The sequence below is a fragment of the Chromobacterium sp. genome (genome assembly GCF_041912965.1).
GTDB classification, from domain to species: domain Bacteria; phylum Pseudomonadota; class Gammaproteobacteria; order Burkholderiales; family Chromobacteriaceae; genus Chromobacterium; species Chromobacterium aquaticum.
The window spans coordinates 121,086-143,847 of the sequence record NZ_JAYSGF010000002.1 but is presented as its reverse complement, the minus strand read 5'-3'; the positions used below and the strand labels follow the sequence as shown (position 1 = coordinate 143,847).

Annotated in this window: 29 protein-coding genes; 12 read left to right on the top strand and 17 right to left on the bottom strand. The window is 64.5% G+C overall.

The features are described 5' to 3' along the window. Positions 1–16: 16 nt before the first annotated feature. Positions 17–1,207 (bottom strand): efflux RND transporter periplasmic adaptor subunit, encoded by a 1,191-nt coding sequence (locus ACE3QM_RS01795; RefSeq protein ID WP_231460753.1) that lies wholly within the window; start codon positions 1,205–1,207, stop codon positions 17–19. A gap of 202 nt (positions 1,208–1,409) precedes the next feature. Here ACE3QM_RS01795 and ACE3QM_RS01790 point away from each other — a divergent pair, with 202 nt between their 5' ends. From ACE3QM_RS01790 to murA, 5 genes are all read left to right on the top strand, one after another. Beyond that, positions 1,410–2,057, top strand: coding sequence for a TetR family transcriptional regulator (locus ACE3QM_RS01790; RefSeq protein ID WP_231460754.1), 648 nt, complete (start codon positions 1,410–1,412; stop codon positions 2,055–2,057). 147 nt (positions 2,058–2,204) lie between these two features. Then, a complete protein-coding gene (locus ACE3QM_RS01785; protein WP_374419775.1) occupies positions 2,205–3,110 on the top strand; it encodes an ABC transporter ATP-binding protein in 906 nt (301 codons plus the stop codon). Beyond that, positions 3,107–3,862, top strand: a complete 756-nt coding sequence (locus ACE3QM_RS01780; RefSeq protein WP_048407932.1) for an ABC transporter permease — start codon at positions 3,107–3,109, stop codon at positions 3,860–3,862. The genes ACE3QM_RS01785 and ACE3QM_RS01780 overlap by 4 nt, the downstream gene beginning before the upstream one ends. A gap of 20 nt (positions 3,863–3,882) precedes the next feature. After that, the gene (locus ACE3QM_RS01775; protein ID WP_048407933.1) at positions 3,883–4,131 is read left to right on the top strand and encodes a BolA family protein; all 249 of its coding nucleotides are present in this window, start codon (positions 3,883–3,885) and stop codon (positions 4,129–4,131) included. A 6-nt stretch (positions 4,132–4,137) separates the two neighbouring features. Continuing rightward, positions 4,138–5,391 (top strand): UDP-N-acetylglucosamine 1-carboxyvinyltransferase, encoded by a 1,254-nt coding sequence (gene murA, locus ACE3QM_RS01770; protein WP_231460756.1) that lies wholly within the window; start codon positions 4,138–4,140, stop codon positions 5,389–5,391. Positions 5,392–5,462: 71 nt separating this feature from the next. Here the strand turns inward: murA and ACE3QM_RS01765 are convergent, their stop codons facing one another. The 9 genes from ACE3QM_RS01765 to dapC form a co-directional block, all read right to left on the bottom strand. Continuing rightward, the gene (locus tag ACE3QM_RS01765) at positions 5,463–5,798 is read right to left on the bottom strand and encodes a zinc ribbon domain-containing protein YjdM (RefSeq protein WP_374419772.1); all 336 of its coding nucleotides are present in this window, start codon (positions 5,796–5,798) and stop codon (positions 5,463–5,465) included. Between the two features lie 74 nt (positions 5,799–5,872). Next, on the bottom strand, positions 5,873–6,682 hold the full coding sequence (locus tag ACE3QM_RS01760; RefSeq protein WP_231460757.1) for a VacJ family lipoprotein: 810 nt from the start codon (positions 6,680–6,682) through the stop codon (positions 5,873–5,875). Positions 6,683–6,698: 16 nt separating this feature from the next. Further along, positions 6,699–6,992: an STAS domain-containing protein gene (locus ACE3QM_RS01755; RefSeq protein WP_374419770.1), complete on the bottom strand. Its 294-nt coding sequence runs from the start codon at positions 6,990–6,992 to the stop codon at positions 6,699–6,701. Next, positions 6,992–7,621: a phospholipid-binding protein MlaC gene (locus ACE3QM_RS01750; protein ID WP_048407937.1), complete on the bottom strand. Its 630-nt coding sequence runs from the start codon at positions 7,619–7,621 to the stop codon at positions 6,992–6,994. The genes ACE3QM_RS01755 and ACE3QM_RS01750 overlap by 1 nt, the downstream gene beginning before the upstream one ends. An 87-nt stretch (positions 7,622–7,708) precedes the next feature. After that, the gene (gene mlaD, locus ACE3QM_RS01745) at positions 7,709–8,176 is read right to left on the bottom strand and encodes an outer membrane lipid asymmetry maintenance protein MlaD (protein WP_048407938.1); all 468 of its coding nucleotides are present in this window, start codon (positions 8,174–8,176) and stop codon (positions 7,709–7,711) included. An 11-nt stretch (positions 8,177–8,187) separates the two neighbouring features. Beyond that, positions 8,188–8,973, bottom strand: coding sequence for a lipid asymmetry maintenance ABC transporter permease subunit MlaE (gene mlaE, locus ACE3QM_RS01740; RefSeq protein ID WP_048407939.1), 786 nt, complete (start codon positions 8,971–8,973; stop codon positions 8,188–8,190). Further along, positions 8,966–9,784, bottom strand: a complete 819-nt coding sequence (locus ACE3QM_RS01735) for an ABC transporter ATP-binding protein (RefSeq protein ID WP_048407940.1) — start codon at positions 9,782–9,784, stop codon at positions 8,966–8,968. Before ACE3QM_RS01735 ends, mlaE begins: the two co-directional genes overlap by 8 nt. A gap of 347 nt (positions 9,785–10,131) precedes the next feature. Continuing rightward, entirely contained in the window at positions 10,132–10,953 is an 822-nt protein-coding gene (gene dapD, locus ACE3QM_RS01730) for a 2,3,4,5-tetrahydropyridine-2,6-dicarboxylate N-succinyltransferase (RefSeq protein WP_374419844.1), read from the bottom strand. Between the two features lie 84 nt (positions 10,954–11,037). Further along, positions 11,038–12,231 carry a succinyldiaminopimelate transaminase gene (gene dapC, locus ACE3QM_RS01725; protein WP_231460760.1) on the bottom strand — a complete coding sequence of 398 codons (1,194 nt, stop codon included), beginning with the start codon at positions 12,229–12,231 and terminating at the stop codon, positions 11,038–11,040. Positions 12,232–12,280: 49 nt separating this feature from the next. On the opposite strand from dapC, the gene ACE3QM_RS01720 reads away from it, so the two are divergent. Both ACE3QM_RS01720 and ACE3QM_RS01715 read left to right on the top strand, forming a co-directional pair. Next, complete coding sequence (locus ACE3QM_RS01720; protein WP_374419765.1) at positions 12,281–13,195, top strand: DMT family transporter; 915 nt, start codon at positions 12,281–12,283, stop codon at positions 13,193–13,195. Then, positions 13,192–13,764: an N-acetyltransferase family protein gene (locus tag ACE3QM_RS01715; protein WP_374419763.1), complete on the top strand. Its 573-nt coding sequence runs from the start codon at positions 13,192–13,194 to the stop codon at positions 13,762–13,764. Before ACE3QM_RS01720 ends, ACE3QM_RS01715 begins: the two co-directional genes overlap by 4 nt. A 12-nt stretch (positions 13,765–13,776) precedes the next feature. Here ACE3QM_RS01715 and ACE3QM_RS01710 read toward each other — a convergent pair whose 3' ends face one another. Then, on the bottom strand, positions 13,777–13,998 hold the full coding sequence (locus ACE3QM_RS01710; RefSeq protein ID WP_048408029.1) for a SlyX family protein: 222 nt from the start codon (positions 13,996–13,998) through the stop codon (positions 13,777–13,779). A gap of 10 nt (positions 13,999–14,008) precedes the next feature. Next, entirely contained in the window at positions 14,009–15,322 is a 1,314-nt protein-coding gene (locus ACE3QM_RS01705; RefSeq protein WP_048407944.1) for a Na+/H+ antiporter family protein, read from the bottom strand. A 324-nt stretch (positions 15,323–15,646) separates the two neighbouring features. Here ACE3QM_RS01705 and ACE3QM_RS01700 point away from each other — a divergent pair, with 324 nt between their 5' ends. Further along, a complete protein-coding gene (locus ACE3QM_RS01700) occupies positions 15,647–15,943 on the top strand; it encodes a DUF2325 domain-containing protein (RefSeq protein WP_374419761.1) in 297 nt (98 codons plus the stop codon). After that, the gene (locus ACE3QM_RS01695; protein ID WP_156183693.1) at positions 15,940–16,095 is read left to right on the top strand and encodes a hypothetical protein; all 156 of its coding nucleotides are present in this window, start codon (positions 15,940–15,942) and stop codon (positions 16,093–16,095) included. The genes ACE3QM_RS01700 and ACE3QM_RS01695 overlap by 4 nt, the downstream gene beginning before the upstream one ends. A gap of 16 nt (positions 16,096–16,111) precedes the next feature. On the opposite strand, the gene rlmH is transcribed toward ACE3QM_RS01695, so the two are convergent. The 5 genes from rlmH to ACE3QM_RS01670 form a co-directional block, all read right to left on the bottom strand. Next, positions 16,112–16,582 (bottom strand): 23S rRNA (pseudouridine(1915)-N(3))-methyltransferase RlmH, encoded by a 471-nt coding sequence (gene rlmH, locus ACE3QM_RS01690; RefSeq protein WP_374419759.1) that lies wholly within the window; start codon positions 16,580–16,582, stop codon positions 16,112–16,114. Positions 16,583–16,655: 73 nt separating this feature from the next. Next, on the bottom strand, positions 16,656–17,024 hold the full coding sequence (gene rsfS, locus ACE3QM_RS01685) for a ribosome silencing factor (protein ID WP_048407947.1): 369 nt from the start codon (positions 17,022–17,024) through the stop codon (positions 16,656–16,658). 173 nt (positions 17,025–17,197) lie between these two features. Beyond that, on the bottom strand, positions 17,198–17,836 hold the full coding sequence (gene nadD, locus ACE3QM_RS01680; RefSeq protein WP_374419757.1) for a nicotinate-nucleotide adenylyltransferase: 639 nt from the start codon (positions 17,834–17,836) through the stop codon (positions 17,198–17,200). 4 nt (positions 17,837–17,840) lie between these two features. Continuing rightward, positions 17,841–18,419, bottom strand: coding sequence for a carbonic anhydrase (locus tag ACE3QM_RS01675; protein WP_048407949.1), 579 nt, complete (start codon positions 18,417–18,419; stop codon positions 17,841–17,843). Between the two features lie 252 nt (positions 18,420–18,671). Further along, positions 18,672–19,625 carry a DUF2804 domain-containing protein gene (locus tag ACE3QM_RS01670; protein WP_231460764.1) on the bottom strand — a complete coding sequence of 318 codons (954 nt, stop codon included), beginning with the start codon at positions 19,623–19,625 and terminating at the stop codon, positions 18,672–18,674. Positions 19,626–19,866: 241 nt separating this feature from the next. Here ACE3QM_RS01670 and ACE3QM_RS01665 point away from each other — a divergent pair, with 241 nt between their 5' ends. From ACE3QM_RS01665 to ACE3QM_RS01655, 3 genes are read left to right on the top strand one after another with little or no spacing between them, the layout of a single operon-like run. Next, entirely contained in the window at positions 19,867–20,184 is a 318-nt protein-coding gene (locus ACE3QM_RS01665) for a metalloregulator ArsR/SmtB family transcription factor (RefSeq protein WP_231460765.1), read from the top strand. Then, positions 20,181–20,612 (top strand): YeeE/YedE family protein, encoded by a 432-nt coding sequence (locus ACE3QM_RS01660; RefSeq protein ID WP_374419753.1) that lies wholly within the window; start codon positions 20,181–20,183, stop codon positions 20,610–20,612. The genes ACE3QM_RS01665 and ACE3QM_RS01660 overlap by 4 nt, the downstream gene beginning before the upstream one ends. Positions 20,613–20,614: 2 nt before the next feature. Further along, positions 20,615–22,732: a DUF6691 family protein gene (locus tag ACE3QM_RS01655; protein WP_374419841.1), complete on the top strand. Its 2,118-nt coding sequence runs from the start codon at positions 20,615–20,617 to the stop codon at positions 22,730–22,732. Positions 22,733–22,762 lie beyond the last annotated feature (30 nt).

Sequence of the window (22,762 nt, the reverse complement as noted above, 5' to 3'; positions counted from 1 at the left end):
TGGTTACCCCTTTGCCTTATTGTTTGGGCGCAGCTGCGGGCGCGCTGGCGTCGGCCTTGAACGGATGCGGTTTCACGTCCGCGCCCGGGCGCAGTTTGATGATGTTGTCCACCACCACCTTGTCGCCGGCTTTCAGGCCGCTTTCCACCAGCACGTCCAGGCCCACATCCTGGGACACGGTGATGGGACGCGGCTGCACCTTGTTGTCGGCGCCGACGACCCATACCATCTTGCCCTGCTGCGAGGTCAGCACCGCGCGCTGCGGCACGGCGATGGCGTTGCTGCGCTTGGCGCCTTGCAGGATCACGCGCACGAACTGGCCGGGCAGGATGCTGCCGTCCGGGTTGGCGAAGGTGGCGCGCGAACGGATGGTGCCGGTGCCGGCGTCCACCAGGCTGTCGGTGAAGTTGAGCCGGCCGCTCTTGTCGTAGGACGAGCCATCGGTCAGCTTCAACTGCACATTGAAGTGGCCGTTGGCGGCCAGTTTCAACTGGCCGGAGTCCTGCATCTTGCGCAGATTCATCATGTCGCTGTCGGACATGCTGAAGTTGACGTAGATCGGATCCAGCTGCGACACCTTGGTCAGCAGGCTGCCGTCGGCGGTGGTGGACACCAGGCTGCCCTCGGAACGGGTTTCCTGGCTGGTCATGCCGGAAATCGGCGCGGTGACGCGGGCGTAGCCGAGGTTGATCTTGGCCTGCTGCACCTGAGCCTGGGCTGCGGCGACCGAGGCCTTGGCGGCTTCAAACGCGGCCAGGCTGTCGTCGCGGTCCTTCTGGCTGACCGCGTTTTCGCGGAACAGCGGAGTGATGCGGTCGTAGTCCTGCTTGGTGCGCGACAACTGGGCCTGCTGCACTTGCAGATTGCCCTGGGCCTGGTCCAGCGTGGCTTTCAGCGGTTCCGGATCGATCTGGAACAGCAGGTCGCCCTGTTTCACCGGCTTGCCCTCGGTATAGGCGCGCTTGAGCAGAATGCCGCCCACACGGGCGCGCACTTCCACTTCACGCGAACCGGCGGCCTGGCCGACGAATTCGAAGGATACCGGCACATCGCTGGGCGCGATGTCGATCACGCCAACCGGCATCGGAGGCATGGCGCCGGCGTGTTGGTCGGGTTTCTTGCCGCAGGCCATCAGGCTGGCGGCCAGCGCGGTCAGCAACAGCCAGTGCCCGCCTTTCTGGGCGAAGGTGTTTCCTTGCATCTTCATGGGATGTCCTCAGGAATGTGGATGTGGGATAGGAATTGTTATAAATAAAATGTACTGCAATTTTTCTTTGATAGTGGAATTCGATCATGAGTGAGTCGCGATATTTTACATACATGCGTGTACGTATGTAAAATACTCGCAGCGACGCATTGTGATATGGTGCGGGCTTCCGACAGACCCTTTTAACAGCGATACGTTCAACATGGCACGCAAAACCAGGGAAGAAGCCGAACAAACGCGGTACTTGCTGCTGGATACGGCGGAGCAGCTTTTTAGCGAGAAGGGTGTCTCCAAAACGACACTGGCGGACATCGCCAGCGCCGCGGGACTGACGCGCGGCGCGGTGTACTGGCATTTCCAGAACAAGCTGGACTTGTACCGGGCGATGCTGGATAGGATGGGCGGGCAGTTTGATGACATCAGCGAGCAATTGTTGAAAACGGCACACTCTAGTCCGGCACTGGCCTTGTGGAACCACAGCCACAGGCTGCTGACCATGATAGGGGAAAACCAACAAGTCCGTCGTATTTTACTCATTCTGTTTATGCGGAGCGAGCATGTCGGCGAACTGGCTCCCATCCACGACGAGTGTGTTGCGCATATGCAGGAAACCCGCGAGCACCTGAGCACGGTGGTGCAGATGGCGGTGAGCGCCGGGCAGACCCTGCCGTATGTGCAGCCGGACACCGTGGCCGAAGTGCTGCAATCCATGCACCACGGCCTGATCAACCGCTGGCTGGCGGATGGCAGCCAGACCAATCTGGGCGAGAATGCCACACAACTGTTGCAATATGTCTACCGTGGAATTTTCTTGCCGGAAGTGATGGAGCAACTCTCCCCTCAAGCCTAGTGTCCGTTGGCGCTCGTTTTCTCGCTCGGCGCAGCGGTAAAACAAATATCAACAGACCCTTTCCAGCGCTATAATTGACCTTTTTTGTCAAACCATTAGCGCCGTTGGCGGCTTGAGCCGCGCGGCGTTGTCGGTGTTACCCCTCTCATGCCCCAGGCTATTGAAATTCAGGCGGTAAGCAAGCGCTATGGCCAGCTACAGGCGCTGGACCAAGTCAGCTTCACCGTCGCCCCCGGCGAATTCTTCGCCCTGCTCGGCCCCAACGGGGCCGGCAAGACCACGCTGATTTCCGCGATGGCCGGCTTGTCGCGGCCGGACAGCGGCGGCATCCGCATCATGGGCCACGACGTGGTCGGCGATTTCCGCGCCGCGCGCAAGGCGCTGGGCGTGGTGCCGCAGGAGCTGGTGTTCGATCCCTTCCTGTCGGTGCGGGAGACGCTGCGCTTTCAGTCCGGCTACTTCGGCCTGGCGCGCAACGATGACTGGATCGACGAGCTGCTGTTCAAGCTGGGCCTGGCCGACAAGGCGCACAGCAATATGCGCGCGCTGTCCGGCGGCATGAAGCGCCGGGTGATGGTGGCGCAGGCGCTGGTGCACCGCCCGCCGGTCATCGTGCTGGATGAACCCACCGCCGGTGTCGACGTGGAACTGCGCCAGAGCTTGTGGGTGTTCGTGCAGGAGCTGAACCGCGCCGGCCACACCATCGTGCTGACCACGCATTACCTGGAAGAGGCCGAGGCCTTGTGTTCGCGCATCGCGATGCTGAAAAAGGGTCGGCTGTTGGCGCTGGAGAGCAAGGACAAGCTGCTGGCGCACAGCGCGCGCCGCGAAGTGGCGCTGTTGCTGTCCGGCGAGCTGCCGGCGGCGCTGCAAACAATGAAACTACGCGACGAAGACCGGCGCGTGGTGCTGCAGCTGGAGCATCTGGGCCAGTTGGAAGCCGTGCTGGCCGCGTTGCGCGAAGCCGCGGTGGAAGTGCGCGAGCTCAATGTGGTGGAGACGGACTTGGAAAGCGTGTTCGTCAAGATGATGAATGGAGGGTCGCAGCCATGACCGGCTTCATGACCCTGTTCAAGAAAGAACTGGTGCGCTTCTGGAAAGTGGCGTTCCAAACCGTGGCCGCGCCGGTGCTGACCGCGCTGATGTACCAGCTGATCTTCGCCCATGTGCTGTCGCGCCATGTCGAGGCCTACCCGGGCATCAGCTACACCGCCTTCCTGATTCCAGGCCTGGCGATGATGTCGATGGCGCAGAACGCCTTCGCCAACAGCTCCAGCAGTCTGATTCAGTCCAAGATTACCGGCAACATCGTGTTCCTGCTGCTGCCGCCGCTGACCGCGCTGGAGTTCTTCGGCGCCTATCTGCTGGCCGCCATCGTGCGCGGCCTGGCCGTCGGCGCCGGCGTGCTGCTGATCACCGGCTGGTTCGGCCTGCCGCTGCCGGCTCAGCCGCTGTGGGCGCTGACCTTCGCCGTGCTCGGCTGCGGCGTGCTGGGCGCGCTGGGCATCCTGGCCGGCATCTGGGCGGAAAAATTCGACCAGCTGGCCGCTTTCCAGAACTTTCTGATCATGCCGCTGACTTTCCTGTCAGGCGTGTTCTATTCGATCAACAGCCTGCCGCCGTTCTGGTACGCCGCATCGCATCTGAATCCGGTGTTCTACATGATAGACGGCTTCCGCTACGGCTTCTTCGGCCAGGCCGATGTCAGCCCCTGGCTGTCGGCCGGCGTGGTGGGCGGCAGCTTCGCCGTGCTGGCGGGCCTGACGCTCTGGCTGATCAAATCTGGCTACAAACTGCGCCACTGAGCGCATCCACGGGATTTCTCATGATTACTCCGCAACAAGTCAAACAGTATATCGAGGCCGGCCTGGCCTGTACCCATCTGGAAGTGGAGGGCGACGGCCACCACTTCTACGCCACCATCGTGTCGGCGGCTTTCGAGGGCAAGCGCCTGATCGACCGCCACCGCCTGGTCAAGGAAGTGATCGCCACCCGCCTGGCCAGCAATGAAATTCACGCTCTGTCCATCGTCAAGGCCGCTACGCCCGACGAATGGCAAAAACTGCAAGGCTGATCCGTCATGGATAAATTGAAAATCATCGGCAACGGTCCGCTCAACGGCGAGATCCGCGTTTCCGGCGCCAAGAACGCCGCCCTGCCCATTCTGTGCGCCAGCCTGTTGACCGGCGACACCATGCGCTTCACCAATGTGCCGATGTTGCGCGATATCGCCACCACTCAGAAGCTGCTGCAAGGCATGGGCGTGCGGGTGATGACCGACAATGTGCACGAAATGGAAATCACCGCCGGCCACCTGGACAGCCTGGTGGCGCCGTACGATCTGGTGAAGACCATGCGCGCGTCCATCCTGGTGCTGGGCCCGACGCTGGCGCGCTTCGGCGAGGCCACGGTGTCCCTGCCGGGCGGCTGCGCCATCGGCAGCCGGCCGGTGGATCAGCACATCAAGGGCCTGGTGGCGATGGGTGCCGAGGTCAGCATCGAGCATGGCTATGTCAAGGCCAAGGCCCGCCGTCTGCGCGGCGCGCGCATCATCATGGACATGGTGACCGTGGGCGGCACCGAGAATTTGCTGATGGCGGCGACGCTGGCCGAGGGCACCACCATCCTGGAAAACGCCGCGCGCGAGCCGGAAGTGACCGATCTGGCCAACTGCCTGGTGGCGATGGGCGCCAAGATCAGCGGCATCGGCACCGACCGCCTGGTGATCGAGGGCGTGGAGCGTTTGCATGGCGCCGATTACGCGGTGATGCCGGATCGTATCGAGGCCGGCACCTTCCTGGTGGCCGGCGCGATGACGCGCGGCCACATCGTGCTGCGCAACGCCGCGCCCAAGAGCATGGAAGCGGTGCTGGACAAGCTGGCTGAAACCGGCGCGGTGGTGGAGTGCGGCGACGACTGGATCTCGTTGGACATGAAGCGCCGTCCGCAGGCGGTGAACTTCCGCACCTTGCCTTACCCGGCTTTCCCCACCGACATGCAGGCCCAGCTGATGACGCTGAACTGCGTGGCCGAGGGCGCCGGCGTGGTGACTGAAACCATTTTCGAAAACCGCTTCATGCATGTGCCGGAATTGAACCGCATGGGCGCCAATATCGAGGTGGAAGGCAATACCGCCATCGTCAAGGGCGTGGAGAAGCTGTCCGGTGCCACGGTGATGGCCACCGATCTGCGCGCGTCGGCCAGCCTGGTGATCGCCGGCCTGGTGGCCGAGGGCGAGACCATCGTCGACCGTATCTACCATCTGGATCGCGGCTACGAGTACATCGAGAAGAAGCTGGGCGCGGTAGGTGCGCTGATCGAGCGCATCAGTTAAGCGCAAGCTTTGCACCGGTAATGAAAAACGCCACGGCTCAGGCCGTGGCGTTTTGTTTTGGCGCGCGGGATTTACGCTTTCTTGACGAACTCGGACTTCAGGCTCATCGCGCCGATGCCGTCGATCTTGCAATCGATGTCGTGATCGCCGTCGACCAGGCGGATATTCTTCACCTTGGTGCCCACTTTCACCACCAGGGAGGAGCCTTTGACTTTCAGGTCCTTGATCACGGTGACGCTGTCGCCGTCTTGCAGCACATTGCCGTTGGCGTCCTTGATCACGCGGGCTTCTTCCGCCGGCGCGGCTTGCTCGCTCCATTCGTGCGCGCACTCCGGGCAGATATACATCGCGCCATCCTGGTAGGTGTATTCGGATTTGCATTGCGGACAGGCTGGCAGATTGCTCATGGCGTTTCCTGTTTGAGAGGTAGATAGAAGAACGCTGCCGGCCTGTTGAGGCGCCGGCAGCGGAGAGAGCGGATTTACTGCGCGGCGGAGGCCGCGGTCTTGGCGACGGGGGCCGCTGCGACCGGCGCCGAGCTGTCCATCTTGCCGCCTGGGGAATCAAGCAGGTCGTCGAGGTTGAAACCGTCCGCCGGCTGGGTCGGATTAGGTAGGCCCAGCTGCTGCGCGCGCAACTGCATATAGGCGTCGCGGGTATAGCTGTACGGATCCAGTGCCGCGGTGCTGAGCATCGCTTCCACGCCCAGGTAGCGGGCGCGGGTGTTCACGCCGTACAGGCCGTAGAAGCCCACCGCTTGCCAGGTGGTGTCGTAGAACATCTTTTCCGGGCCGGGGCCGGCCAGCGAGGCGGTCAGGCCGGCGCCGTCGCGCACGGTGGAGGGGCCGAAGAAGGGCAGCACCAGATAGTTGCTGTCATGCCAGCCCCAGGCGGCGAAGGTGTCGCCCAGCGTGGTCTTGTTGTTCTTCAGCCCGGCCTGGCTGGCGATGTCGATCAGGCCGAACAGGCCGAAGCCGGTGTTCATCGCCACCCGCATCACATCGTTCAGCGCTTTTTCCGGCTCGGCGCGCAAGGCGTTGGACAGCGCGCTGTAGACATCCTTGAGGTTGTCGAAGAAATTGCCGACGCCGGTGCGCACCGGTGATGGTGTGATGGCCTTGTAGCCCTCGGCCACCGGCTTGATCACGTAGCGGTCGGCGGTGTCGTTGACCTGGTACATCGCCCGGTTGTAGGGCTCGAAGCGGTCATAAGGCACGCTGGGATTGCTGGCGCAGCCGGCCAGGGTCAGCGCCAGCGTCAAGCCGGCCAGCGCGGGTTTCAGGGGCGACATAAGTCCTCTCCGCATATCAATCCGCCGCCGTGGCGGACAGCAGCTCCGCCAGCGAGTACAGGTCCAGCAGGGCGCTGAGCCCGCTCGGCCAGTTTTCCAGAGCCAGCGCGTGGCCGGCCGCATCGGCGGCGCGGCGCGCGCCTAGCAACAGGGCCAGCGCGGCGGAGTCGGCGCTGGCGATGCCGGATAAATCCAGCCGCAGCGGCGCTTCACCGGCCAGCTTGGCCAGCGGCGCGGCGAGCGCGCCGCAGCTGTCCATATTCAGTTGGCCGCTGAGACGAGCGCGGCCAGGCGCGGTGTGTTCCAGCATCAGCCGTTGCCCTTGGCCGCCGGTGCGGCGGCTACCGGCGCCGCGTTTTTGTTCTGCAGCAGCTTGATCAGGCCGTCCACGCCGTTCTTGCGCACTTCCTCATTGAAGGAGTTGCGGTAGACGGTGACCAGGCTGGCGCCTTCCACGCTGACGTTATAGATTTTCCAGCCTTGCGCGCCCTTGTTCAGGGTGTAGTCCACCGCCACCGGGCTGGCGTTGCCCGGCAGCGTCACCGCGGTTTTCACCGTGGCGTCGCGGTCGCCGTTGCTCATCACCGGATTGGGCTTGACGTCGACCTGGGCGGTCTTGAAGCGGGTCATGGTGGCGGAATAGGTGCGCACCAGCAGGGTCTGGAACTGCTGGGTCAGTTGGGTGCGCTGCTCGGCGCTGGCCTGGCGCCAGCCCAGGCCCACGGCCAGCGCGGTCATGCGCTGGAAGTCGAACATCGGCACCGCCAGGGTTTCCGCCTGCTGGCGGATCTGCTTGGTGTTCTTGCCGTTGTCCTGCTTCAACACATCCAGAATCTGGCGGGAGGCGTCCTTGATCACATCAGTGGGGGCGTCGCCGGCGGCATGGGCCACGGCGGACAGGCCGAACAGCAAACAGCAGAGTGCGAGTAGTTTTTTCATCGTTTTTCCAATCGGTAAGGCTGGCGGGGCGGGGTAGCGCCCGGAGCCAGCCGGTTTTCCAGTGGCGGGATGCCCCGTCAGCGCGCCTTATTTGTCGGCGCTTTTTTCGGTGAAGCCGGTCATGAATTTGCCGATCAATTGTTCCAGCACCATGGCCGAGGAGGTGATGGTGATGGTGCCGCCCGGGGCCAGATTGGTTTCCGAGCCGCCTTGCAGCATGCCGATATATTGTTCGCCCAGCAGGCCGGCGGTCAGAATCGACGCGCTGGCGTCGTCGCTGAGCTGATAGGCTTTATCTATGTTCAGAGTCACGCGGGCGCGATAAGTTTTCGGGTTGAGCCGGATGTCGGCCACGCGTCCGATCACCACGCCGGCCTCCTTGACCGGCGCCTTCACCTTCAGGCCGCCGACGTTGTCGAAGTCGGCATACAGCACGTAAGTCTGATTGGCGCTTTGCGGCACCAGGTTGGCGACCTTGAGCGACAGAAAGGTGACGGCGGCGATGCCCAGCGCCACAAAGATGCCTACCCACAAATCAATAGTAGAGCGTTTCATTCGGGTTTTTCCTAGAACATGAAGGCGGTCAGGATGAAATCCAGCGCCAGAATGACCAATGCGGAGGTGACCACGGTCCGGGTGGTGGCGGCGGAAATGCCGCTGGCCGTCGGGGTGGCGTCAAAGCCTTCGAACACGGCGATCAGGGTGACGGCGACGCCGAAGCACAGGCTCTTGATCAGGCCGTTGACCACGTCGAAGTGCAGGTCGACGTTGGCTTGCATCTGCGACCAGAAGGTGCCGACGTCCAGGCCTATCATCACCACGCCGACCAGATAGCCGCCGAAGATGCCGACCACGTTGAACAGCGCGGCCAGGATGGGCATGGAGATCACGCCGGCCCAGAAGCGCGGCGCCACCACGCGGGCGATGGGGTCTACCGCCATCACGCTCATCGCGTCCAGTTGCTCCGTGGTCTTCATCAGGCCGATTTCGGCGGTCATCGCGCTGCCGGCGCGGCTGGCGAATAGAAGCGCGGCCAGCACCGGGCCCAGCTCGCGCAACAGCGCCAGCGCCACCACCGCGCCCAGCGCGTCGGCGGAGCCGAACTTGGCCAGGGTGCTATAGCCTTGCAGGCCCAGCACCATGCCGACGAAGAGGCCGGACACCAGGATGATGATCAGCGACATCACGCCGGCGAAGTAGATCTCGCGTATGGTCAGCTGCGGCCGCAGCAGGCTCTGCGCGCTGCCGCGCAGGATGGCGACCAGGAAGCGGCAGGCGAAGCCCAGCCGCCAGACCGCGTTGATGGTGAGATGGCCGAGCTTGCGCAGCGGCGCGGTGATCAGATCAAGCATGGCTGTCTCCGCTGAGTCCCAGATCCGCGGCGAGCGAGCGCTCCGCCGGGTAGGCGTAGTGCACCGGGCCGTCGGCTTCGCCCCAGATGAACTGGTGCACCCAGGGCGAATCCGAATTGCGCACCTGATCCGGCGTGCCTTGGGCGACGATTTCGCCGCCGGCGACGAAGAGCACGTGGTCGACGATTTCCAGCGATTTGTGCACATCGTGGGTAACCATCACCGCGGTGGTGCCCAGCGCGTTGTTGAGTTTCTTGATCAGGTGGGCGATCACGCCCAGCGAGATCGGGTCCAGGCCGGTGAACGGTTCGTCGTACAGCATCAGCTGCGGGTCCAGCGCGATGGCGCGCGCCAGCGCCACGCGGCGCGCCATGCCGCCGGAGAGCTCGGCCGGCATCAGCTGCTGGGTGCCGCGCAGACCGACGGCTTCCAGTTTCATGGTCACCAGGTCGCGGACCATGCTGTCCGGCAGCTTGGTGTGCTCGCGGATGGGGAAGGCGACGTTGTCGAACACCGACAGATCGGTGAACAGCGCGCCGAACTGGAACAGCATGCCCATGCGGCGGCGGTGCTGATAAAGCTCGGCGGCGCTCATCTTGGCGATGTTCTTGCCGTCGACCAGCACTTCGCCGGATTGCGGGCGGTTCTGGCCGGAGATCAGGCGCAGCAGCGTGGTCTTGCCACTGCCGCTGCCGCCCATGACGGCGACCAGCTTGCCGCGCGGAATGGCGAGGCTGAGATTTTTCAGAATGGGCCGCTCGCCATAGGCGAAGCTGACGTTTCTGAACTCGATGAAATTGTCAGAAGACACAAAGTTTCCAGATTGCGTGCAAGAAGCCGCGGACGGCTTCGGTTGAAACGGCGGACCCGGAGCGGTGCGATGCGGTCCGTTCAGGCAAAGCGGTTGTTGGCAGCGCTTGATTATCAGGCCGCTTGAGCCGGATGAGGCGCTGTTGGAAAGCGGCCGCTTTTTTTGCCGATTCTTTTCGAACTGGAGATTTTATAGATTTGTCGTGAAGTAGCCAAATTTCAGAGGTGGAAGCGATGCAAATATGCTGCATTGCAATGAGACCGGCGGGCCCGCCGGTCTGCGGCAGAGGCGGACAGTTTCGGGAAAAACTGTCCGCTAGCGCCGGCAGGGCGGCGCCAGGCTCGCGTTTAGACGCCGCGCAGCAACTCGTTGATGCTGGTCTTGCTACGAGTCTGAGCGTCCACTTTCTTTACGATCACCGCGCAGTACAGGCTGTGGCTGCCGTCCTTGCTGGGCAGGTTGCCGGACACCACCACCGAACCCGGCGGCACGCGGCCGTAGCTGACCTCGCCGGTTTCGCGGTCGTAGATCTTGGTGGATTGGCCGATGTAGACGCCCATGGAGATCACCGAGCCTTCGCCGACGATCACGCCTTCGACGATTTCCGAACGCGCGCCGATGAAGCAGTTGTCCTCGATGATGGTGGGGTTGGCCTGCAACGGCTCCAGCACGCCGCCGATGCCGACGCCGCCGGACAGGTGCACGTTCTTGCCGATCTGGGCGCAGGAGCCGACGGTGGCCCAGGTGTCCACCATCGCGCCTTCGTCGACATAGGCGCCGATGTTGACGTAGGACGGCATCAGCACGGTGTTCTTGGCGATGAAGCTGCCCTTGCGCGCCACCGCGCCCGGCACCACGCGGAAACCGGCCTCCTGGAAGCGGGCCGGGTTCCAGTCGGCGAACTTGGTGTCGACCTTGTCGAAGTAGCGGTTGACGCCGTCGTCGGAGAGTTCATTGTCGCGGATGCGGAAGGACAGCAGCACCGCCTTCTTCACCCACTGGTTCACCACCCAGTCGGCGCCCTGTTTCTCCGCCACGCGCAGGCGGCCGGCGTCCAGCTCGGCGATCACCTGGCCGATGGCGGACTTCAGTTCGGCGGAAACGGTGGCGGGCGTGATCTCGGCGCGCTTCTCAAACGCTTCTTCGATCAGGGTCTGGATCGGATGCATGGTATTCAGTCCTTTGGCAATGTGGATGGAAGTCGTCATTCAATTCGCTTTCAAGCGGCCGCGCCGGAGGCGGGCCGTGTGGATTCAGGAGGTCTGGCGTTCGACGAAGGCGACAATGCGCTCGACGCCGGCCACGCATTCTTCCAGCGTGGCCACCAGCGCGACGCGGACATAAGCGGCGCCGGGGTTGACGCCGTGGGCGTCGCGCGCCAGATAACTGCCGGGCAGCACGGTGACGTGTTCTTCGGCGAACAGCGCCTTGGCGAAGTCTACATCATTCCCGTTCGGCACCTTGGCCCACAGGTAGAAGCCGGCATCCGGGCGCCGCACTTCCAGGCCCATCGCCAGCCGCGGCGTGACCGCGTCGAACTTGGCGATGTATTGCGCCCGGTTGGACTCGACATGATCCTCGTCGTTCCAGGCCGCCACGCTGGCCGCCTGCACCGTCAGGCTCATCGCGCTGCCGTGGTAGGTGCGGTAGAGCAGGAATTTGGCCAAGAGCGCGGCGTCGCCGGCGACAAAGCCGGAACGCATGCCCGGCACATTGGAGCGCTTGGACAGGCTGGTGAACATCACCAGCCGCTCAAAGCCGCGGCCCAGCTTGCGCGCCGCCTCCAGCCCGCCCAGCGGCGGCCGACCGAAGTGGATTTCGGAATAGCACTCGTCGCTGGCGATGACGAAGCCATAGCGGTCGGACAGCTGGAACAATGTTTCCCAATCGGCCAGCGACATCACCGCGCCGGTGGGATTGCCGGGGCTGCACACGATCACCAATTGGGTGCGCTGCCACACCGCTTCAGGTACCTGGCTCCAGTCCGGCTGGAAGCGCTGTTCCGCCAGACAGTTGACATAATAGGGTTCCGCCCCGGCCAACAGTGCCGCGCCTTCGTAAATCTGGTAAAAAGGATTCGGGGATATCACGATAGGCGTTTGAGCGCCGCTGGCGTCTATCACCGTCTGCACAAAAGCAAACAAGGCTTCACGGCTGCCATTGACCGGCAGTATCTCGCTTTGCGCATCCAGATCCAGATCATAGCGTCGCCGCATCCATGCGGCGCAGGCCTGGCGCAGCGCCTCGCTGCCCAGTGTGGCCGGGTATTGCGACAAGCCGGCCAGATTGGCTATCAGCGCCTGCTCCACCAGTTCCGGTGTCGGGTGCTTGGGTTCGCCTATCGACAGATTGATGTGCGGCTTGTCCGCCGGCGGCGTCACGCCAGCGAGCAGCGCGCGCAGGCGCTGGAAGGGATAGGGCTGCAATTGGGCCAGGCGGGGGTTCACGGTGTCTCCAAAACGAGCGCAAACAAACAGAATATCTTAAGAACAAGCGATGACACCTGTAAAACAAAAATTTCTCGCCATCTGCGGCATTCTCACCACCGCGTTGGTATGGGGGCTGATGTGGTATCCGTTCCGCAGCCTGAATCAGGGCGGCGTCAGCGTGGCGACCACCTCGCTGGTGGTCTATCTGGTGGCCATCGCGCTGGGGCTGATCACCTTCTTCGATGTCTACCGCCGCCAGTTCCGCTGGCAGCCGGTGCTGCTGTTGCTGGCCGCGGTGTTTGGCTGGTGCAACTACAGCTATACCTGGGCGGTGTCCGAGGGTCAGGTGGTGCGGGTGCTGCTGCTGTTCTACCTGTCGCCGCTGTGGACGGTGTTCCTGTCGCGGCTGATCCTGAAGGAGCGTTTGACCGGCAGTGGCTGGCTGGTGGTGGCGCTGTCGTTGCTCGGCAGCTTCATCTTCATCTACCGCCCAGGCTTGTTCGACGGAGAACTGCCGCTTAGCCACCGTTATGAGTGGCTGGCCTTGTCCGGCGGCATGGCTTTTGCACTGGGCAATGTGCTCAGCCGCAACGCCAGGGGCATTCCGGTGCCGGTCAAATCGGCGTCGATCTGGTTCGGCGTGGCGTCCATAGGAGCGATCAAGCTGGCGTTGGCCGGACAATTGGGCGGCATTCTGGAGATTCCGCCGCAAAGCTGGCTGGTGCTGGGCATTCTGGGCGTGACCCTGTTGTGCACCAGCGTGATATCGCAGCACGGCGTGTCCATTCTGCCGGCGACGCAGACGATGACGTTGATGCTGATGGAGTTGTTGTTCGCGGCGGCGTCGGCCTATCTGTTGGCCGGAGAGGCGATGACGTCGCGTGAATGGCTGGGCGGCGCGCTGATCGCCAGCGCCAGTCTGTTGTCGGGACGCATGAGCGGCAAGCCGGCGACGGCGCAATTGAAACAGGAGGCGGCATGATTACGATACGGGCGATGAAGGACGGCGATTTCGAACGCTTTTGGCCGGTGTTCCAAGCGGTGGTGGCGGCCAGGGAAACCTATGCCTTCGATCCGGAGCTGACACGGGAACAGGCTCGCGAGCTGTGGCTGCGGCTGCCGCTGCACACCCTGGTGGCGGAGGAGGACGGCGTGCTGCTGGGCTCGTATTTTCTCAAGCCCAATGCCGCCGGCCCGGGCGGCCATGTCTGCAATTGCGGCTATATGGTGGCCGAAGCGGCGCGCGGCAAGGGCGTGGCGCGGCTGATGTGCGAGCATTCGCAGCGCTTGGCGCTGGACAGCGGTTTCCTGGCGATGCAGTTCAACTCGGTGGTGGCCAGCAACGAGGTGGCTGTGGCCTTGTGGCGCAAGCTGGGCTACGAGCAGGTGGGACGGCTGCCGCGCGCTTACCGCCACGCGCGGCTGGGCTTGGTGGACTGCCTGGTGATGTACAAGTGGCTGGGGCCGGAGCCGGCCGACATGCCGGAGCCGGCGCCGTTGATCGGCCGCAAGAATATCGAGGCGGTGGTGTCGCGGCGCCGGGGCGCGTGAACCGCCTGCTCCTCAATAGTGCGGCGGAATCTCGTCGCGCAGGCTGAGGCCGGACGCGGCGTCGTCCGGCTGAGCCTGGCGGAATTGCTGGTAGAGCAGGCGCATTTGCTGCTGCAGCAATTCCATCTCTTTCTGCTGGCGCGCCACGGTGGCGTTCAGCGTGTCCAATAATTCGTCCTGGAAGGCGAGTTTCACTTCCATTTCGGCCAGGCGGGCATCGATTTGATCATCCATGCCGGCCATTCTACAACACCATCGCCGCAATCCAGCCGGCCGCCAGCACCGGCAAGTTGTAGTGCAGGAAGGTGGGCAGCACGGTGTCGCGGATATGGTCGTGCTGGCCGTCCACATTCAGGCCCGAGGTCGGACCCAGCGTGGAGTCCGAGGCCGGCGAGCCGGCGTCGCCCAGCGCGCCGGCGGTGCCGATGATGGCGACGGTGGCCAGCGGCGAGAAGCCCAGGTGCATGCACAGCGGCACGTAGATAGCGGTCAGGATGGGCACGGTGGAAAAGGACGAACCTATGCCCAAGGTCACCACCAGGCCCACCAGCAGCATGGCGAAGGCGGCCACGCCCTGATTGCCGGCGAACAGGCCGGCGCTGGCGCTGACCAGCGCGCCCACCTGGCCGGTGGCTTTCAGCACCTCGGCGAAGCCCTGGGCGGTGATCATGGTGAAGCCTATCATCGCCATCATCTTCATGCCCTCGTTGAACAAGCCGTCCGCATCCTTCCATTTCACCACGCCGACGGCGAGGAACAGCAGGAAGCCCGCCAGCGCGCCCATGATCATGGAGTCGGTATACAGCTGCACCGCGAAGGCCAGCGCGATCGCCAGTAGCGCGGTCGTCAGCGATTTGCGGCTGACCCGGGCATGGGTGCGTTCCACGTTTTCTATCTTGCCCAGCGCGTAGTGGCGCGGCTTGCGGTAGCTGACCAGCACCGCCCACAGCAGGCCGGCCACCATGCCCAGCGCCGGTATCGCCATCGCGTGCATCACATTGAGGCCGCGCACGTCCATGCCGGATTTGGCGATATTACCCAGCAGGATCTGTTTCAGGAAAATATCGCCGAAGCCGACCGGAAACACCATATAGGGCGTGACCAGGCCGAAGGTGATCACGCAGGCGACCAGGCGGCGGTCCAGATGCAGCCGCGCCATCACATAGAGCAGCGGCGGCACCAGCAGCGGAATGAAGGCGATATGGATGGGCACCAGGTTCTGGCTGGCGATGCTGACCACGGCCAGCAGCAGGATCAGCGCCCATTTCAGCCTGCCCTGGGCGCCGCCGCGTTCCAGCCGCTTGATCGCCAGGTCCGCCATCGCGTGCGGTAGGCCGGATTTGGCGATAGCCAGCGCGAAGGCGCCGAGCAAGGCGTAGGACAGAGCCACCGCGGCGCCACCGGTGATACCGTTGTTGAACGCCTCCAGCGTGCGGGACAGGGACAGGCCGCCGCTTAGGCCGCCAACCAGGGCGCCGATCAACAGGCTGATGACGACGTGGGTGCGCAATAGCGCCAGCCCGAGCATGACCAGGACGGCCAGAAGAACTGCGTTCATTTGTATATACAGATCAAAGGGTTGGGCGAGTGTGCCGAGGGCGCGCAGCCTATCGGGTTTCGGTTTGGCTGTCGATGGTTTTGAGTTTTAGCTCGCCTCGGCGCTTTCCTTTGTCTGGCAATGGAAATGAGCCGATTTTTCTTTTCATTTCAGTGTTTTATGTGGAATCAGGCCTGGCCTGGCCGCGATTGGGCGCGGCGCGGGATTTATATATTTGTTAGAAATAAAAAACTAATTTTATATATCTTTACTTGCGTAATGAGTCCGGCATAGAGTGGCTGCATGCCAAGGCGGCGAGTGGTGCCGCGCGAGAGGAGGTGGCTGATGAATGCCCTGCTGATAGGTGCGGACAGCCTGGGAAACATTCCGGCGGTTCTGCAAAGCTACAACATCCGGATTGCCCGCCACATCTGCGGGCGCAATGTCGCGCACCAGCGTAAGGCGCCGCTGCCGGGCAAGCCGGATCTGCTGATTCTGCTCACCGATTTCCTGGGACACAATGTGATGCGCAATTACCGCGACAGCGCCAATGCGCAAGGCATTCCCGTGGTGGCCTGCCGCCGTTCCGCCACCGCGGTGGAACTGCGCCTGCAACACGAGGGCTGGAGGAAGCTGTCATGATTTTTTCAGGCAATGAAAACTGGTTGAACGGCTTGGCGCGCGTCGAAGGCTCGGCGCTGCCGCAGGACGATGACACGGTGGCGGTGGAGTGGGTCCGGCTGGCGCCGCAGAGCTTGCCGCCGGCGGCGGCGCAGGCCTCGCCGCCGGCTTGATCCGTCCGCGCGGTGTCTACTCGCGGTGGTAGGGGTGGTTGTTGAGGATGGAATAGGCGCGATAGATCTGTTCGGCCAGCATCACCCGCACCATGCCATGCGGCAGCGTCATCGCCGACAGCTGCAGCAGCACGTCGGCGCGCTGCTTCAATTCCGCCGCCAGGCCGTCGGCGCCGCCGATGATGAAGACCACGTCATCTCCGCCGGCCATCCATTCCTTCAGGCCTTCGGCCAGGCGCACCGAAGTCCAGTTCTTGCCGCGTTCGTCCATCACCACCAGTCGCGCGCGCGGCGGGATGGCGGCGAGCAGCCGCTCGTGCTCGGCGGCAATGCCTTTTTCGGCGGTGACGCCGCCGCCGCGCTTCTCCGGCTTGATTTCCTTCAGTTCCAGCGTGATGTCGCGGCCGAAGCGCTTGGCGTAATCGCTGTAGGCTTCGTCCACCCAGCGCGGCATCTTGGTGCCGACGGCGAGAATGGTGATTTTCATGAGTGTCAGGGCCAGTAAAAACACAAACGGGGACCAGAGTCCCCGTTGATTGCGGCTAGCGCTTGGTCTTGAGTCAGACCGCGGACCACGGGCGGCCGCCCGGCGGCAGGAAGCTGGGCTTCTGGCCGCCCCACAGCGCTTCGATGTCGTAGTAGTCGCGCACCGCCGGCAGCATCACGTGCACCACCACGTCGCCGGCGTCCACCAGCACCCATTCGCCGCTCTCGTGGCCTTCGCTGCCGACGATGTCGACGCCGGCTTCCTTCAGCTTGACGTGCACGCTGTTGGCCAGCGCCTTGACTTGGCGGTTGGAGTCGCCGGTGGCGACGATCATGCGTTGGAACAACTGGGTCAGATTGCTGGTGTCCAGTTCAACGATGTCCTTGCCCTTGACGTCTTCCAGGGCCTCGATCGCCAGCTTGGCAATATCTTGCACTTCCATAATGTCCTTTTCCTGTGCGGCTGTCCGCGCCGACCGTGGCCGACGGCGAAGCTGTCGCGGAATGGCGGGCGGGGCCGGCGCGTGCGGCGCGTCCGGCAGGCCTGCCGTATTGCTTGCGTGAATGGTTGCCGGCCGCCTTGGGCGGCCTGGCGGAAAATGGCCGGACACGGCGGCTATATTGTCCGGTATAGCCGGTGTTGGCGGATATAGGCCAGCACCGCGGGGGGCAGCACGTCATCCACCGCGTCGCCGCGCGCCAGGCGCAGGCGGATGTCGGTGGCCGCGATGTCTACCGGCGGCAAGGCCAAGGGGCGGATTGTACCGGATGCGGTTCGATTTGAAAAATCATAGACTTGCCGGGCGCGCCACAAGGGCTGTATCGGCGCCGGCAACGCCGCCGGGTCGAAGCCGGGGCGCAGCGCCACGGCCAGGTTGGCGAAATGCAACAGTTCGTCCCAGCGCTTCCAGGTGTGCAGCGTGGCCAGCGAGTCGCCGCCGATCAGAAACCACAGTTCGGCATCGGGGCCCGACTCGGCGCGCAGCTCCGCCAGGGTGTCTATGGTGTAGGCGGCGCCGGGGCGGTGCACTTCGCGAGCGTCCACCGCCAGTCGCGGGTAATCGTCCACCGCCAGCTCGGCCATGGCGAGGCGCTGCGCCGGCGTGGCGTGCGGGCCATGGCTGCGGTGATAGGGCCGGCCGGCCGGGACCAGCCTGACCTCGTCCAGCGCCAGTTCCGCGGCGAAGGCCTCGGCCATGCGCAGATGGGCGTTGTGGATGGGGTCGAAGGTGCCGCCGAACAGGCCCAGCCGCACCGGCTTACTCCTGCGCGTCGTCGTTCAGGTAGCCGTCGACGATGACTTCCAGCCGGCCGGTGGACGGGTGGATCACCATGCCGTGCACCGGCACGTCCTTGGGCATCAGCGGATGGTTGCGGATGGTGTGCACGGTGTGGCGCACGCTGTCGGACACGTTGTCGAAGCCCTTCAGCCAGCCGTCCAGGTCGATGCCGGCCGCGCGCAGCGTGGCGATGGTGTCTTCCGACACGCCGCGTTCCATCGCATGGTCCAGCACGCGCTGCGGATCGACCGCGCGCATGCCGCAGTCGCGGTGGGCGACCACGCAGATTTCGTCGGCGCGCAATTCGTACACCGCCATGATCAGGCTGCGCATCACCGAGCCCCAGGGGTGGGTGATCAGCGCGCCGGCGTTCTTGATCAGCTTGGCGTCGCCGTTCTTCAGGCCCATGGCCTTGGGCAGCAGTTCCACCAGGCGCGCGTCCATACAGGCCAGCACGGCCAGGCCTTTGCCTGGAAACTTGTCGGTCTTGAATTGCTCGTATTCGCGGTTTTCCACGAAGTGGCGATTGTGTTCAAGCAGAGCGCTTAATCTATCCATGATGGCAATCTCCTACAGAGAGTCGGTTCATGAGCGTTCTGGCGCGGTACAAAATGATCATGGACAGACTCTGACGATTGGTTTGGTCGTTTAGAGAAAATACTCGGTTGCGGGCGCATCCTACCACTGTTGTTCCGGCCGGTCTTGTATTTTCGCAAGCGTGGAATTGCCCTGCTTATGGCAGGGAATTGCAATGAACGTCAGACAATGGCGGCGAATGGGCGCTGGCTTGCCGCATCGAGCGGGCTACGTTCACCAACGCGACAGATGGTCCTCGGTCACGCCCAGCAAATCGCGCACCAAGTGAACGGCGCCGCTGTCCGGGTCGCGGATCTGGCCGTTGAAGCGGCCGATGGGCTGTACATAGCGGCTGGCGGCGATCAGCAGGTTCTTGTCCTCGCGGCGCGCGCCTTCCGGGGTGAAGTCCAGTTCCAGCAGGCCGTTGTCGCTCTGCATGCGCCAGCCTTGCAAAGGGTCCTCCGGCTGGTAGTCGAAGCTGACCGGTCCCAGCCGGATCAGCTTGCCATGCAACCAGGCGGCGTTCTCGGTGTCGCCCATATAGCCTTGTTGCAGATTGAAGCCCAGTTCCAGCGCGTGCGCGCTGGCCCAGCGCCAGCGGGTTTCCCGCGCCAGCAGGCCGTTGGAATAGTCCAGCGCCGCCACCGCGCCGTCCAGCGAGTAGCGCTGGTCCTGGCAATCGGCGAAGCCGCTGATCCTGAGCCCGCCGCTCTTGTGAGTGGAGTGGGCCAGCCAGTTGGCCGGCGCGATCACCGCCAGCACCGGCGGCATCTCCGTCAATTGAATGTGCGCGGCCACTTTCAGCTGCGGCGCGTCCACCGCCAGTTCCAGGCGCTCGCCGTTGCGGCGGAAACTCAGCCGGCAGCGGCCGGCGTGGAAGGAGGCGTCGCCGAAGGCGCGGTCTTCCACCTGGGTGGACAGGCCGGGTAGGCCGTTGGCGCTGACGGCGGCGATGACCTCGCCGCGCTTGCGATCGAACAGGTAGGCGAAGGCGGTGCCGGTCCAGCCCACATCGACGATGGCGACGCCGATGAAGAAGGCCGGATGGGCGATGGCCGCGTACTGCCAGCGCTTGTGGTGCAGTTTGCGCGTCAGGCGCTGGTAGGGAGTGGCTTTCAGCGCGCGCCAGTCCAGCCGGTCGATGATGCCCTGATACATGCCGAAAGCGGGAATGCCGCGTTCGTGCACCAGTTGTCTGGGAGCGGAGGGGAGGGCGGGCGATGCAGCGGCGCTGACGGGCCGGGCTGGAGCCGCAGCTTGAAATAGGTTCATGGCCTTGAGTCTACAACAGTTTTTCCGGTGGGGAGGGTGACTGATAGGCCATGTGGCGGCATGGAAACACTGTGGCGCGACGGTAACAGTTAGTTGATTTACATTATATTATAAAACATAATGTTGGCAGCGCCGCAGTCGCGGCGGGGGAATGAATATGGATTTGAATCTGCTGCGCGCCAATGCCGGCCGCGCCGCCTTGCTGCTGAAGGGCCTGGCCAACGAGGACCGGCTGCTGCTGCTGTGCCAGCTGGTGGATGGGGAAAAATCGGTGTCGGAACTGGAGCGCCTGACCGGCATTCACCAGCCGACGCTGTCCCAGCAATTGGGCGTGCTGCGCAATGAGGGCCTGGTGACAACGCGGCGCGATGGCAAGTGGGTGTATTACAGCGTGGCCAGCCAGGACGCGCTGGCCTTGCTGAACGCCTTGCACGCCTTGTTCTGCGCGGACGCTTCGGTGGGAGAGGCGCAATGATCTTGGACTGGCAGGCGTTCACGCCGTGGCAAGCCCTGTTGGGCGGCGCGCTGATCGGCTTGGCGGCGGCGTGGCTGGCCTTGTTGCATGGCCGCGTCGCCGGCATCAGCGGAATGGTGTCCGGCCTGCTGGAGCGGCGGACGGATTGGCGCGCCCGATTGGCCTTTGTGCTGGGCTTGATGGCGGCGCCGGGCTTGTGGTTGCTCGCGGTTGGCGGCTTGCCGGTCAGCCTGGTCGAGGCCGGCGGCGGCCGCTTGCTGCTTGCCGGCATCTTGGTGGGCGTCGGCACGCGTCTGGCGTCCGGTTGCACCAGCGGCCATGGCGTTTGCGGCTTGGCGCGGCTGTCGCCGCGTTCGCTGGCGGCGACGATGGCCTTCATGTGCGCCGGCTTCGTCACGGTGGCCATGTTTAGGCATTGGGGGGCGTGAAGATGGCCGCGGAGTGGAAGCGCTTATCGTCGATGGCGGGCGCCGGCCTGTTGTTCGGCCTGGGCCTGTTGTTGTCCGGCATGGCCAATCCGGCCAAGGTGCTGGCTTTTCTGGATCTGGGCGGCGCTTGGGACCCCAGCCTGGCGCTGGTGATGGTCGGCGCTATCGCCGCGGCCTGGCCGGCCTTCCGTCTGGCCGAGCGCCGCCCGCGCGGGCTCTTGGGCGAGCCGGCGCAGTGGCCGGCCAAGACGCCGCTGACGCGACGGCTGATAGGCGGCAGCCTGCTGTTCGGCATCGGCTGGGGCCTGGCCGGCATCTGCCCTGGGCCGGCCTTGCTGCTGGGGGGCATGCTGTCGCCCCAAGGCGGCTTGTTCCTGTTGGCGATGGCGGCCGGCATGGGGCTGGCCGGGCGCCTTGGAACAGCGCGGGTGAAGCGCTGCTTACCGGCCTGGCTGAGCGGCTATCGGCGTGAATACTTGGCCGGCGATCTGAGCGCCGGCCTGGTGGTGACCTTGTTGCTGGCGCCGCAGGGTCTGGCTTACGCCTTGGTGGCCGGACTGCCGGCCGAGGCCGGTTTGTACGCCAGCATCGCCCCCTTGCTGATCTACGCGCTGGCGGGGCGCAGCCACGCGCAGTCGGTGGGGCCGATGGCGATGACCTCCTTATTGGTGGCGGCGACGCTGGCGCGGCTGGCCGAGCCGGGCTCCGGCGATTATCTGGCGCTGGCCATCGGCCTGGCGCTGATGTCGGGTCTGATGCTGGCGGTGCTGGGCCTGTTGCGCTTGGGTTTCATCGCCGATCTGCTGTCCGAGCCGGTGCTGGCTGCCTTCACCTCGGCGTCGGCCTTGCTGATCGTGCTGTCGCAATTGGGGCCCTTGCTGGGCGTGTCGTCCGGCGGCGCTGCGCTGCCGCAACTGCTGTCCGGCCTGTGGCGGGCTGTCGATGACATCAACCGTGTCGCGCTGCCGTTCGGCGTATCGGCGCTGGTGTTATTGCTGTTGGCGCGCTGGCGCGGGGACGCCTGTTTGCGCCGCTGCGGCCTGACGGCTGCGGCGCGGCAGCTGTGGTTGCGGCTGGCGCCCTTGCTGGCGGTGCTGCTGGGCATGGCGCTGGTGGCCGGCCTGGATCTGAGCGCGGCGCTGCCGGTGGTGGGCGCGGTGCCGTCGGGTTTGCCGGCGCCGATCTGGCCGGCTCTGAGCCTGGCGCAGTGGTCGCAATTGGCCTTGCCGGCTTTTTTCATTGCCTTGGTCAATTATGTGCAGAGCCTGGCGGTGGTGCAGACGCTGGCGCAGCGGCGCGGCGAGGAGGTGGACCCGGACCGGGAGCTGTTGGCGCTGGGCCTGTGCAATATCGGCGCCGGCTTGTCCGGCGGTTTCCCGGTCACCGGCGGGCTGACCCGTTCTCTGGTCAATGCCGAGGCCGGCGCCCAGACTCAGCTGGCCTCGGTGATCGCCGCGCTGGGCCTGCTGCTGCTGGCCGGCTTTGCCGCCGCCTGGCTGGCCTTGCTGCCCTTGCCGGTGTTGGCGGCGATGATCATCGCCTCGGTGGCGGGCATGATACGTTTCGACAGCCTGCGCCTGGCCTGGCGCACTGACCGCGCCGACGCGGCGGCGTTCGCGCTGACCTTCGCGCTGGTGTTGTGGCTGGGGGTGGATTCCGGCATCGTCGCCGGCGTGCTGACCTCGCTGGCCGCCATGTTGTGGCGCAGCAGCCGGCCGCATATCGCTGAACTGGGGCGGCTGCCGGGCAGCCATCACTTCCGCAACCGCTTGCGCTTCGCGGTGGAGCATCTGCCCGGCGCGCTGTTTCTGCGGGTGGACGAAAGCCTGTTTTTCGGCAACGCCCGCCAGGTGCGCGGCGAGGTGCTGGCGCGGCTGGCCGCGCGGCCGGATGCGTCCAGATTGCTGCTGATCATGAGCGCGGTCAACCGTATCGATACCAGCGCCTTGCTGATGTTGGCGCGTCTGGACGCGGAACTGGCGGCGCGCGGCGTGACGCTGCATCTGGCCGAAATCAAGGGGCCGGTGGCGCAGCGGATGGAGGGCGGCGGCTTGCTGGCCGGTTTCAGCGGCCGCGTGCACTTGAGCACGCAGGCGGCGTGGGAGGCGCTGGCCGCCTAGAGCCTGTTTACGATCCGCTGCACTGTGCCA

Excerpts from the sequence above, each read along its gene's own strand:
- ACE3QM_RS01775 (WP_048407933.1), top strand. The coding sequence starts at position 3,883 with ATGATTACTCCGCAACAAGTCAAACAGTATATCGAGGCCGGCCTGGCC.
- ACE3QM_RS01675 (WP_048407949.1), bottom strand. The coding sequence starts at position 18,419 with ATGGATAGATTAAGCGCTCTGCTTGAACACAATCGCCACTTCGTGGAA.
- ACE3QM_RS01705 (WP_048407944.1), bottom strand. The coding sequence starts at position 15,322 with ATGAACGCAGTTCTTCTGGCCGTCCTGGTCATGCTCGGGCTGGCGCTA.
- ACE3QM_RS01760 (WP_231460757.1), bottom strand. The coding sequence starts at position 6,682 with ATGTCGCCCCTGAAACCCGCGCTGGCCGGCTTGACGCTGGCGCTGACC.
- dapD (WP_374419844.1), bottom strand. The coding sequence starts at position 10,953 with ATGCATCCGATCCAGACCCTGATCGAAGAAGCGTTTGAGAAGCGCGCC.
- murA (WP_231460756.1), top strand. The coding sequence starts at position 4,138 with ATGGATAAATTGAAAATCATCGGCAACGGTCCGCTCAACGGCGAGATC.
- ACE3QM_RS01765 (WP_374419772.1), bottom strand. The coding sequence starts at position 5,798 with ATGAGCAATCTGCCAGCCTGTCCGCAATGCAAATCCGAATACACCTAC.
- ACE3QM_RS01655 (WP_374419841.1), top strand. The coding sequence starts at position 20,615 with ATGGCCGCGGAGTGGAAGCGCTTATCGTCGATGGCGGGCGCCGGCCTG.
- ACE3QM_RS01750 (WP_048407937.1), bottom strand. The coding sequence starts at position 7,621 with ATGAAAAAACTACTCGCACTCTGCTGTTTGCTGTTCGGCCTGTCCGCC.
- ACE3QM_RS01755 (WP_374419770.1), bottom strand. The coding sequence starts at position 6,992 with ATGCTGGAACACACCGCGCCTGGCCGCGCTCGTCTCAGCGGCCAACTG.
- ACE3QM_RS01795 (WP_231460753.1), bottom strand. The coding sequence starts at position 1,207 with ATGAAGATGCAAGGAAACACCTTCGCCCAGAAAGGCGGGCACTGGCTG.
- ACE3QM_RS01700 (WP_374419761.1), top strand. The coding sequence starts at position 15,647 with ATGAATGCCCTGCTGATAGGTGCGGACAGCCTGGGAAACATTCCGGCG.
- ACE3QM_RS01695 (WP_156183693.1), top strand. The coding sequence starts at position 15,940 with ATGATTTTTTCAGGCAATGAAAACTGGTTGAACGGCTTGGCGCGCGTC.
- ACE3QM_RS01710 (WP_048408029.1), bottom strand. The coding sequence starts at position 13,998 with ATGGATGATCAAATCGATGCCCGCCTGGCCGAAATGGAAGTGAAACTC.
- ACE3QM_RS01665 (WP_231460765.1), top strand. The coding sequence starts at position 19,867 with ATGGATTTGAATCTGCTGCGCGCCAATGCCGGCCGCGCCGCCTTGCTG.
- ACE3QM_RS01780 (WP_048407932.1), top strand. The coding sequence starts at position 3,107 with ATGACCGGCTTCATGACCCTGTTCAAGAAAGAACTGGTGCGCTTCTGG.
- rsfS (WP_048407947.1), bottom strand. The coding sequence starts at position 17,024 with ATGGAAGTGCAAGATATTGCCAAGCTGGCGATCGAGGCCCTGGAAGAC.
- ACE3QM_RS01660 (WP_374419753.1), top strand. The coding sequence starts at position 20,181 with ATGATCTTGGACTGGCAGGCGTTCACGCCGTGGCAAGCCCTGTTGGGC.
- mlaE (WP_048407939.1), bottom strand. The coding sequence starts at position 8,973 with ATGCTTGATCTGATCACCGCGCCGCTGCGCAAGCTCGGCCATCTCACC.
- ACE3QM_RS01715 (WP_374419763.1), top strand. The coding sequence starts at position 13,192 with ATGATTACGATACGGGCGATGAAGGACGGCGATTTCGAACGCTTTTGG.
- ACE3QM_RS01785 (WP_374419775.1), top strand. The coding sequence starts at position 2,205 with ATGCCCCAGGCTATTGAAATTCAGGCGGTAAGCAAGCGCTATGGCCAG.
- rlmH (WP_374419759.1), bottom strand. The coding sequence starts at position 16,582 with ATGAAAATCACCATTCTCGCCGTCGGCACCAAGATGCCGCGCTGGGTG.
- ACE3QM_RS01790 (WP_231460754.1), top strand. The coding sequence starts at position 1,410 with ATGGCACGCAAAACCAGGGAAGAAGCCGAACAAACGCGGTACTTGCTG.
- ACE3QM_RS01720 (WP_374419765.1), top strand. The coding sequence starts at position 12,281 with ATGACACCTGTAAAACAAAAATTTCTCGCCATCTGCGGCATTCTCACC.
- mlaD (WP_048407938.1), bottom strand. The coding sequence starts at position 8,176 with ATGAAACGCTCTACTATTGATTTGTGGGTAGGCATCTTTGTGGCGCTG.